Annotated in this window: 8 protein-coding genes; 5 read left to right on the top strand and 3 right to left on the bottom strand. The window is 51.2% G+C overall.

Annotated elements, in window-relative coordinates; all coding sequences use genetic code 11:
- The first annotated feature begins 354 nt into the window (after positions 1–354).
- The 4 genes from HWY05_RS37535 to HWY05_RS37520 all read left to right on the top strand — a co-directional run bounded on the left by HWY05_RS37535 (position 355) and on the right by HWY05_RS37520 (position 3,332).
- Positions 355–555, top strand: coding sequence for a hypothetical protein (locus tag HWY05_RS37535; RefSeq protein ID WP_176061467.1), 201 nt, complete (start codon positions 355–357; stop codon positions 553–555).
- A 138-nt stretch (positions 556–693) separates the two neighbouring features.
- The gene (locus HWY05_RS37530) at positions 694–1,665 is read left to right on the top strand and encodes a hypothetical protein (RefSeq protein ID WP_176061466.1); all 972 of its coding nucleotides are present in this window, start codon (positions 694–696) and stop codon (positions 1,663–1,665) included.
- 85 nt (positions 1,666–1,750) lie between these two features.
- Positions 1,751–2,719, top strand: coding sequence for a hypothetical protein (locus HWY05_RS37525; RefSeq protein ID WP_176061465.1), 969 nt, complete (start codon positions 1,751–1,753; stop codon positions 2,717–2,719).
- Between the two features lie 43 nt (positions 2,720–2,762).
- Positions 2,763–3,332 carry a GNAT family N-acetyltransferase gene (locus tag HWY05_RS37520; RefSeq protein ID WP_176061464.1) on the top strand — a complete coding sequence of 190 codons (570 nt, stop codon included), beginning with the start codon at positions 2,763–2,765 and terminating at the stop codon, positions 3,330–3,332.
- 89 nt (positions 3,333–3,421) lie between these two features.
- Here the strand turns inward: HWY05_RS37520 and HWY05_RS37515 are convergent, their stop codons facing one another.
- Complete coding sequence (locus tag HWY05_RS37515) at positions 3,422–3,700, bottom strand: phage tail protein (protein ID WP_176061468.1); 279 nt, start codon at positions 3,698–3,700, stop codon at positions 3,422–3,424.
- A 1,151-nt stretch (positions 3,701–4,851) separates the two neighbouring features.
- Positions 4,852–5,949, bottom strand: coding sequence for a hypothetical protein (locus tag HWY05_RS37510; RefSeq protein WP_176061463.1), 1,098 nt, complete (start codon positions 5,947–5,949; stop codon positions 4,852–4,854).
- 365 nt (positions 5,950–6,314) lie between these two features.
- On the opposite strand from HWY05_RS37510, the gene HWY05_RS37505 reads away from it, so the two are divergent.
- Complete coding sequence (locus HWY05_RS37505) at positions 6,315–6,905, top strand: hypothetical protein (protein ID WP_176061462.1); 591 nt, start codon at positions 6,315–6,317, stop codon at positions 6,903–6,905.
- A gap of 295 nt (positions 6,906–7,200) precedes the next feature.
- Here the strand turns inward: HWY05_RS37505 and HWY05_RS37500 are convergent, their stop codons facing one another.
- Positions 7,201–8,199, bottom strand: a complete 999-nt coding sequence (locus tag HWY05_RS37500) for a hypothetical protein (protein WP_176061461.1) — start codon at positions 8,197–8,199, stop codon at positions 7,201–7,203.
- Positions 8,200–8,640 lie beyond the last annotated feature (441 nt).

Here is an 8,640-nt window from a genome sequence, read left to right as displayed (position 1 = left end):
GCGCGCACGGACCATTAGTGCGGCTCAGATATCTGATGCGAAATAGAGGCTCGAGGCGTAGTAAGCGGTGCCCAAAATCACAACGGACGCAGATAAATCGTCGACTTCAAAAATCTGAGTTTTGGTATCTGCGCTTAGCCCACTTGACGTGATTTTAATTGCGATCTGTGAATTTTATGCGAATTACATTTTGAATAAACTTTCAGGTGCTTACAACTCAAATAGAGGTATCACTCGATAGGAAAATTCAATCATCAGACAAATACGAAATCGTCCCGTTTATATGTAAATTGTAGCGGGTAAGCCGAGAGCTTACGTTCCGTAATTAAATTAATCCGTTATTGGAAAAGCGAAATGGAAAAGAAAACCGTTTTGAAAGCAGTTGTGGCTGGTGCATTTGCCGCAACTTCTGCCTTGTCGGTAGCTGCGCCGGTGTCGACCGATCAAACGACTACGGCACAGGCGTCACAAAAACAAGCCGACGCAGCGGTTTTGTTGGCGTCAATCGACGATGATTTCGAAGTTCTTAGTTCCTCGCCTGAATGCAACATGTGAGGTAGTAGTGAGATGCGGCGACCGGAGTAGATCTAAATAAAATCGAACGGACTTATCGTTGCATCTCTCAATAAACGTGTCAAAGGGGCTAGCGTTCCTTTGACACAAGATTCAACTTCGGAAAAATGGATTGATTAAATGTCATCGCACTTGACTACTGTCATAACCGAAAAGCAATACCGTGAATTCGCGCGTGGACTATCTGAAGAAATAGGTACATTGCCGACTATTGGCTCGCTTAAAAAAGATTCTGTTTTGAGGGAGATTGATATTCTCGCAAAGCAGTTTTTTTCTCAAGCGATTCGGCAAATTAAATCGCATGTTGATAGCAACGATGGAGGAATTGCCGTCGCGGATATCCCTCTATCAGATGATCTGTCATCAGCCGAAAATTTTGTCTGCGGCGCGGCCACATTCACCGCGTTGTTTAATGCCGTTGGAACTCCCTTCCGAAGGAATGGAGAGGGCGCTCCGTTCTCTCTTCATAAGGCAAGCCATAGCTCAGTTGGAAAGATGAAAAGTGCGGGGCTGGAAAAATTCACGCCTGACGCCAAGCTCGGATTTCACAACGACGCGACGATTACCACAGACGGTGTCGCACTTCCCAGACATATCGGCGTTTATAACGCCTTCATCGGTTATAACAACCCAGGATGTTTTCACTGGCTTCCTACGTCTAGCTGGAACGAAGCCGACATGTTCCACCAGATGGCAGAGGAAGACGTTCGCACAACCGTCAAGCTGACGCCGATGATGTACGAAGACGCAAACGGAGATTTTGTCCAGCGAGGGCCGAGTTTTGTACATGCGCCGCTGATTTGGAAAAATACAGACGGAAATTTCAGATATTTTCTAAACGGAGAGGTGAACTCCGCTGAAAACTCGGATCGTCTTGTGGAAATGTGCGCAGCAATGCGTAAGTCGATCGCTAGCAGCGATTCCCGGATTCGAATCGATCAGCGAGAACGTCGCGCGATTATTTTGCGTAACACGAGCGGATTTCACGCACGTGACATTTTCGAAGACCCTATCCAAGGATTGGATTTAAGCAGAATCATGCTGAGAATTGTTGATTCTCGTTCGGAGTTCTATCCCGGCACGCTAGCTTAGGCCCAGTTTAGAGAAGGCGAGTCGTCGAGGTGGCCGGCACCTTTTTTGTTATATGTTCACGGTTCAACCAGGAGCGCAAGGAACCATGAGTGATTATCTTATTGAACTTGGGCGGAAGGAATACGTTGAATTTTCACAACGAATCGCAGGATCCTTTCCAAAATTGACTTTTGGGGCATTTGCCAACAGAGATCTTTGCAATGAATTGGCATATGCTGGCAAGGACCTCTTCGGTGACGTTATCGAGAGTATGCAAGCGTTATTAATCGATCCGTCGGTGGGATTGTCGGCCGTCGACATCGCTCGGGATGACGCCTCCACTGATCACCAAAATCTGGTAATCGGTGCCGCAGCGGCAACGGCAATATGTGCAAGTCTTTTTGAGAGTCGCACAAATCCCATAGGACAGACGCCTTTCTGGCTACATATGACTCCACCCGGTGTGGCAAAAGCTTCTGGAATTGATATTCAATACAACAATACTACAGATGTCGTGCTTCACACAGATTGGTACTGCTCGAACGATGAAGCATATGTCCCAAACAGAATTGGGTTATTTAATTTGCTGGTTTCTTATAAAAGACCTGGAAATTTCCATTGGCTTCCATTTTCAAAATGGTCTGAATTTACGGAGTTTTCTAAAAATGATCTGCTGCGGTCTGACATTTCATTCGAGCTTTTGCCTCAGCTTCTGGTCACCAAAGACGGGAATAGCCGATTCGGCGAAAAATACCTACGCACTGGGCCGATTGTGAAGGACGGTGAAGCTGGTCCTATCTACTTCTTAAATGGGCGAATTGACAGAAATGGAAGGAATTCAACGCAAACAGTAGCCGAGTTCGATCGCTTAAGAAGTGCTCTGAAAGAGAGTTATGGGCGCTTCGAAATCGCTCAAGCCGAGCGTCGCCTAATCGTTCTGAACAACCTGACTTGCTTTCATGGGCGCGATCGCATGGAGGACCCAATACCAGGAGCGCCAGTCCAGCGGGCGTTCTTGCGTTTTATGGACGATACTCGCGTTTCATTTGGGAAGACGCAAGTTTTTCATGATTGACAGGTACTCGCGGGCGGCGATCCGCTGTGAAGGGAGTGAGATCTTGGAGTTTAAAACAGGCGAGTTGGCACGGGACCGAATTACTTTGTCCACGGCACGATTACTCCTTAGACGGGCAAAGTCCGGCGATGCACAGCGGTTGTATAACAATTATACGGGCGACCCGGCGTGTTCTCGATATTTGCAGCGCGGAGCTCATACGGCAGTTGCTCAGACTGCGGCGATGCTTCACAAGTGGTCCGACGCAGCGTGGGAGACGGCAGGGGCACCCTTTTCGTGGGTCATTTGCGACAAAGAGACCGACGAAGCAATCGGCGTGTTTTTGGCGATCCCGGAAGGTCACAAGACCGAGTTTCATTACGGTATTGCCAAGCGCTACTGGGGCAGAGGGCTAACCGCCGAAGCTGGGGCGGTCGCTCTTGAGGCTCTGTGGCGGACGCCCTCAACGCAACGCATCTGGACGGTTTGCGACGTGGAAAACATTGGATCTAAACGCGTCCTGGAGAAATTAGGCTTGCATTGCGAGGGTGTACTGAAAAAATGGGCCGTGACGCCGGCATTCGGGCCAGAGGCGAGAGACTGCTACGTGTTCGGCACCACCTTGCGCCCGTAACATTTACGCACTTCCACCGAGGTGCGCGTTGAACGTGGTCGGCTTGGCGAGAAAGTGCCCCGCCCATGATTCGAAAGCGTTCAGTTCGCTCATTTTTCGAACAGGTTATCGAGCATCCATTCTGGAACAGGCTCGTCGACGTGATTGATCGTCTGTGCGCCGGTCGCGTCGGTGCCGACGACTACGCTTTCGGTTAGGTTGAGCTTAATCGACAGGTCGCAAGTCGTTTGCGTCAGGTGATCGACTTCGAAAGATAAGGCGTTCATCCGTTCGTCTGCGTTCGCGAACAGGTCGAATTGGTTACGCTTGACCCACGCAATCAGCGCAACGAAAACCGCGTCGGCGTCACCGGCAAAGTCTGTAATGATCGCGTTGAGGGTCTATCGATACTCGAATGAGAGCGCGGGTTCGTTCGTCGCGATCACCTTCCCGGCGTCGACGAACACGAGCAGCTAGTCGCAGTCGTCGTGCAGCTCGGGCACGGCGCCAGCAATCGCGCGCCGAAAGCTAACAGCCTTATTCATGTTCGGCCTTCTCAGTCACCCCCAGGCGGCATACGGGCGTGTGTGTGCAGCCCAAGTTGTGCCATACACCGCACGCACCGACGTGCCAAATCCAGAGAGCGTCATTGAGCAGGCGTTCACGGAGCAGGAGCGGGATATTCGCCCCGAGTCCGTCCGTACCACTGCGGAGTATGTCGAGTTCGGACAGGACGGCAAGACCACCACGATTTCATAACCCTGACGCAGACTCAGCACAAGTACGCGGGCCGGATGTACTGGAAAGCGCGCTACCTCCACGGTGTACACCAAGCGCAAGAACGTGATTGTGCAGCTCAGGAATGCCCAAGGGACGCTGCTGGCTCAGGTCGTGACGGATGACTTTCCGAAGGGTGAACGACTGGTCGATGCTGTCGAGACACTCAAGAGCAGGCGTTGATTACCGACCTTGTTGCGTGTTTGCTACGGGACAGGAAGGGGACAACGAGGGACGAAAATGAGGGCGTTGCGGAGGGTATTTGAACTGCTTGGTACAGACTTGCCGCAGATAACTCGTTGGTTATTAGCGAAAGCTTGGTGCGCCCGGCTGGGATCGAACCAGCAACCCCTGCCTTCGGAGTTTTACCAGCGCGCTACGATCCCTTATAAATCAATGCCTTGCGCAACTCGCAAACTTCAAAATCAAGGCTAAACAAGCTCATTCAAGGCCATCCTAGCCTGTCCAAACTGTATTTTCACTGTACTGCCTTAGCGGTACGCTGCACCCATTTCCCCGAGCGGCTTGCTACTTCGCGATGATTCTCCATTTTTCGCGGCGCAGCAGAGGCGATCGCGTACAGCGGCGGCCGAGGCGTCACCGAACGGCCGTAACCAGCCGCTCAGTACTATCGGTTCAATGACCGCTACGGGGACGACGCGAGGGAGTAACACAGTGACTCAAGTCGCTACATTATCGACAGCCACGCCGGACGGCGCCATCTCAAACGTCGTAGCCATGGTGAATAGCCACCAAAACTACGTTAGTTCTTCTTGCGAAGCTTCCTCATCTTTTGGGAGATAGATCGGCCCAGTTCATTTCCAAGCGCTTGGGGGTTGATCTCCGGAAAATGAGCTTGGGTGTATGTCAACAGGCGGTCCAGAGCAACAACAAGAGCATCTCTACCCCTCTTAAGGGTCTGGCGGGCTATTCGCACTTCCGAATCGCAGTGCTGGCAACGAGCTTCGTGGTCGCTCATAAAACGTTCCGTGCAAGGATCCGGCATTTCTAAGTAATAGTTAAAATCGTCACCTGGCATTGACTTGCTCCATGCATCCACAAACGCCGCCAGCAGTTTTCTTAGCTCCTCGTCGTGTATGTGGAAACCAGAACGAGAATAAAAACTATCAAACTCGTCCCACATGACTGTGATGCCATAGCTGAGATAGCGCGGTGATTCACCTATATGTTGGTCCAGAAGACTCAAACTCATATGACCGAAAACGTTGGCCAAGACCTCTCGGTCATGGGCGCGCCGAATCTCCGGATCAGACATTCCTGCCAACTCATGTGGCCTCGGGCTGTCCGCCGCCAGTATGCTAGCGATCTCGCTTTGCAACTTAGAGCGAAGCTGTTCGCTTGCAGTCTTTTTATCCTCTGGACTCGATGTGGTAGACAAATTGTACGAGATGTACTTGTGTCCCCGAACATCAAACGGAATGTCTATCGCTGCTGATGTTTCCGCTTCATTGAATACAAGAACTAAACGATTTTCACCGAGTATCGACCATGCGTAGCCGAGTTCAAATGTGACGTTGGGGTTGGGGCACTTTCTGAACTTTCGTGTGCCTTTGTTTATCGTCGAGATGTCTGCGACAAAGACGTCGGTCTCGCGTATTTTGTCGAGAATCGTGTGGGCGATATGGACGGCGCCTGCGGTGCCACTGGTTGCCTGGTCTAATGCAATCGTCGATTTCGCAACCTCTTTCGGTGGACGATCTGCCTCGACCATCTCAGAGTTCCCAAAATTTGGCATTTTCCCGAGATTTTTAATCGCAGCAGCCAACGCTTTCGCAATAAATCCTCGATTCACAGCATTCGGTAGGTCGCTTTGCCATGAGTAAAATATTCTCTTAATCATTTATTCTTTTCCAGAATGGAAGTGCATCAGATAGTACTCGGTGGTGGGGCGCTTGCCGGCCATGAAGCGACGCTTGCCGGTGCAATCGACAAGACGTTTGCGCGTCGCCTTCCCGTCAAGTGGATAGTCGGCACAGCGTCGATTACAAAAAACTCGACACCGGGCGCTCCGAATCGTGACGATCGGCCGGTTCTGAATTCCCGGATTCGTTGAGGATGCCAAAAGGGGTAATCATAGCCCACGCTCTGCCGTCAAAATTACTCTGTGAGCCCATCGTCAATTCACGGCCAACCCTGTCCTAATGCAGCGTGGCTTACTTGTGTCTGGGTAGAATCGCAGTGTGTCCAACGATAGGGGGATGGAAGATGGAAGGATTTTGGAGTGGCTTTTGGGGGCCATTTTTTACCTTCACGGGAAGCGTCGTCGTAGCCGTGATTGCGAATTTTATCGCTGAAGACTTCCGGCGATTCCGCGATGGGTCGGCGCTAGCAAGCGCCATCGCGGGCGAACTGCTTTCATACGGGGCCGCGATACGAGACCTGACTCAATCTGTCACGCTTCTTGCTGAACAGGCCGACGGCGGAGTCATGATCCGTGTCGCGGATATCGAAATGCCGCGTGACCTGATCTACGAAAGTGCCGTGCCGAAAATCGGCCTGCTCGGCGTCGCATTGCCGGAAAAAGTCACGCTTGCATACGGACGTATCCGTGCCTTTCGCACGCTTTACATGCTAATTGCAAGCGAAAAGTTGACGACCGATGCCGCGGGCCTTGGCAGGCTGTACCGTCAATTGCTCGTCAAGTTGGGGGAAGCGGAAACGGAGGGACGGCAGACCGTCGCATTGCTCCATGCGCGCGCAAACGAATCCTTTTGCCTTGCGCTGCGCACCTCATTGATCAATGGGCGTTGTCGCGTGCGCTCGAGTGCAACAACGGTTACCCACAATGGCTCTTGATCGCTCGCCGGTTGTGTCCGCGCGGCAGCCATAGTTAAATCCGCAGCACCGCTAAGCATATGAGGGCTTTGGCCGATACTCCTCTGCTCGAAGGTGTTGCGAGTGACCGCAACACCTTCGAAGGCTGCCATTCAGGGTACGTAAAGCCGGACGGTAGCGGCGGGTCGCGTGCCGCCGATCGCGTCCGCGATTATTCAGTCGGTCCTTGCTGTTTTTATGAGGCAGTGATCAGACAGCTACGGCCCTCCACAATCCTCCTCGGAACGTCTGCTCCAAGGAGTTGATCGGACACCGATTAGAATGGAATCATTTCTTGCGCTACGGGGCCAGGCGGCTGTGCGCCAGCACCGCAGCTCCCTGTATCGTGCTCAATAAATGATTTTCCATCCTTAAAAACGGCCACATGATAATGCCAGCACGGATTACCATGGTTGTCAGGATGTAGATCTTCCTCTTTGCAATTTAGCGAGTTTTCGCCCGGGTGCAATTGTGAATTTATGTTCCAACTATTACTCTGCCCGAAGCCAACTTGATAAATCACACTTCTGTTTTCATTGATATAGCAGGTAAATCGATCATCAATTTCATCTATTTTCAAGATGTAGTTTGGCGCTGATTCTGGTGGCGGTATCAAAGCACTCAAAATTATGTCGTCCGCCGTGCCGCCAGCCCGAATAGAAACAATCGCTGATGCCTTTGGCCTTGAAAATTCTAAAATCACGTCATCACCAGGATTTAGGTAATGCGGCAGTGATGTGCCGGGCGAAGGAACCATTCCGGACCATTTAACTCTCACTGGAAGATGAAGAAATCCCGTCCCGGGGGCGGCATAAGTCGCATGCACCGACATAGTAGTGTCCGTTACTTTACCGAGATACAATCCCACGCCTGGCGTACGCGTAACTCCTCTAATGCACGCAAGGTATGCGGTCAAGGAGTTGTCTGATAAATATTGCATCGCAAGTTGTCGCGTCTCGTTATCAGTAAGCGATTCATTACGCGCATTCAATGACTCTGTTACAGAGTTCTTATAGTCGCTATAACTTGCGCCAACGGGGAACCCGTAAATAACAGCGCTTGCACCACCCGAATGAGAGGCTTGCTCCCAATCGGACTGAGTCACTAGCGTCGCCAAACGATAATCGGTGCTACTGGTTGACGAGTCATTGTATGCGTCCTTGGCAAGGGTAGCGTCGCATGCCGAGACGTCCATAGCAGCACAACGCTCAACCGGTAAAAAAAAGAGTGCCCCGAGCAGCCATACGAACACCAGAAACCATTTTTTTCCTTTCATTTTCGGCCGCCTTGCGAAATGTTAGTCTGTTTGCGAGTTAAAATTCACGCCTTTTACATAGGATAGAAAGTAGAAAAATCTTATACCAGCGGACTAGATGGATGAAGTTGCCACTAGAAAATAAATAATTACTGAATAGTGTTTTAATTACGTTCTATGAAGCACGTCTTCACATATCAAAATCACCTCTGAGGATATAGGAAACGTTCTACGGGTGATAGGACGGAACCGTCTCATATGCGCCGGGGATCGGACGCACGTCATCCTTGTCCGGGCGGCTCATATTGGTCGATCGTACGCAGTCGTCGTCGGACTTACGCGCATCACGTTGCATCACTCGGTTGATTTCGAAACGGTCCGGAATCCCATGCAACTGGCACCTTAATTGTCTGCGGCCTGCTGCATCAAAACCAGTCACTCAAGAGAAGGGCAGGCGGGGAG

It is taken from the genome of Paraburkholderia sp. BCC1876 (assembly GCF_902833695.1).
GTDB lineage: Bacteria > Pseudomonadota > Gammaproteobacteria > Burkholderiales > Burkholderiaceae > Paraburkholderia.
Note: the sequence above shows the minus strand (reverse complement) of the source record. Positions and strands in the feature narration are given on the sequence as shown.

Excerpts from the sequence above, each read along its gene's own strand:
- HWY05_RS37535 (WP_176061467.1), top strand. The coding sequence starts at position 355 with ATGGAAAAGAAAACCGTTTTGAAAGCAGTTGTGGCTGGTGCATTTGCC.
- HWY05_RS37505 (WP_176061462.1), top strand. The coding sequence starts at position 6,315 with ATGGAAGGATTTTGGAGTGGCTTTTGGGGGCCATTTTTTACCTTCACG.
- HWY05_RS37530 (WP_176061466.1), top strand. The coding sequence starts at position 694 with ATGTCATCGCACTTGACTACTGTCATAACCGAAAAGCAATACCGTGAA.
- HWY05_RS37525 (WP_176061465.1), top strand. The coding sequence starts at position 1,751 with ATGAGTGATTATCTTATTGAACTTGGGCGGAAGGAATACGTTGAATTT.
- HWY05_RS37510 (WP_176061463.1), bottom strand. The coding sequence starts at position 5,949 with ATGATTAAGAGAATATTTTACTCATGGCAAAGCGACCTACCGAATGCT.
- HWY05_RS37500 (WP_176061461.1), bottom strand. The coding sequence starts at position 8,199 with ATGAAAGGAAAAAAATGGTTTCTGGTGTTCGTATGGCTGCTCGGGGCA.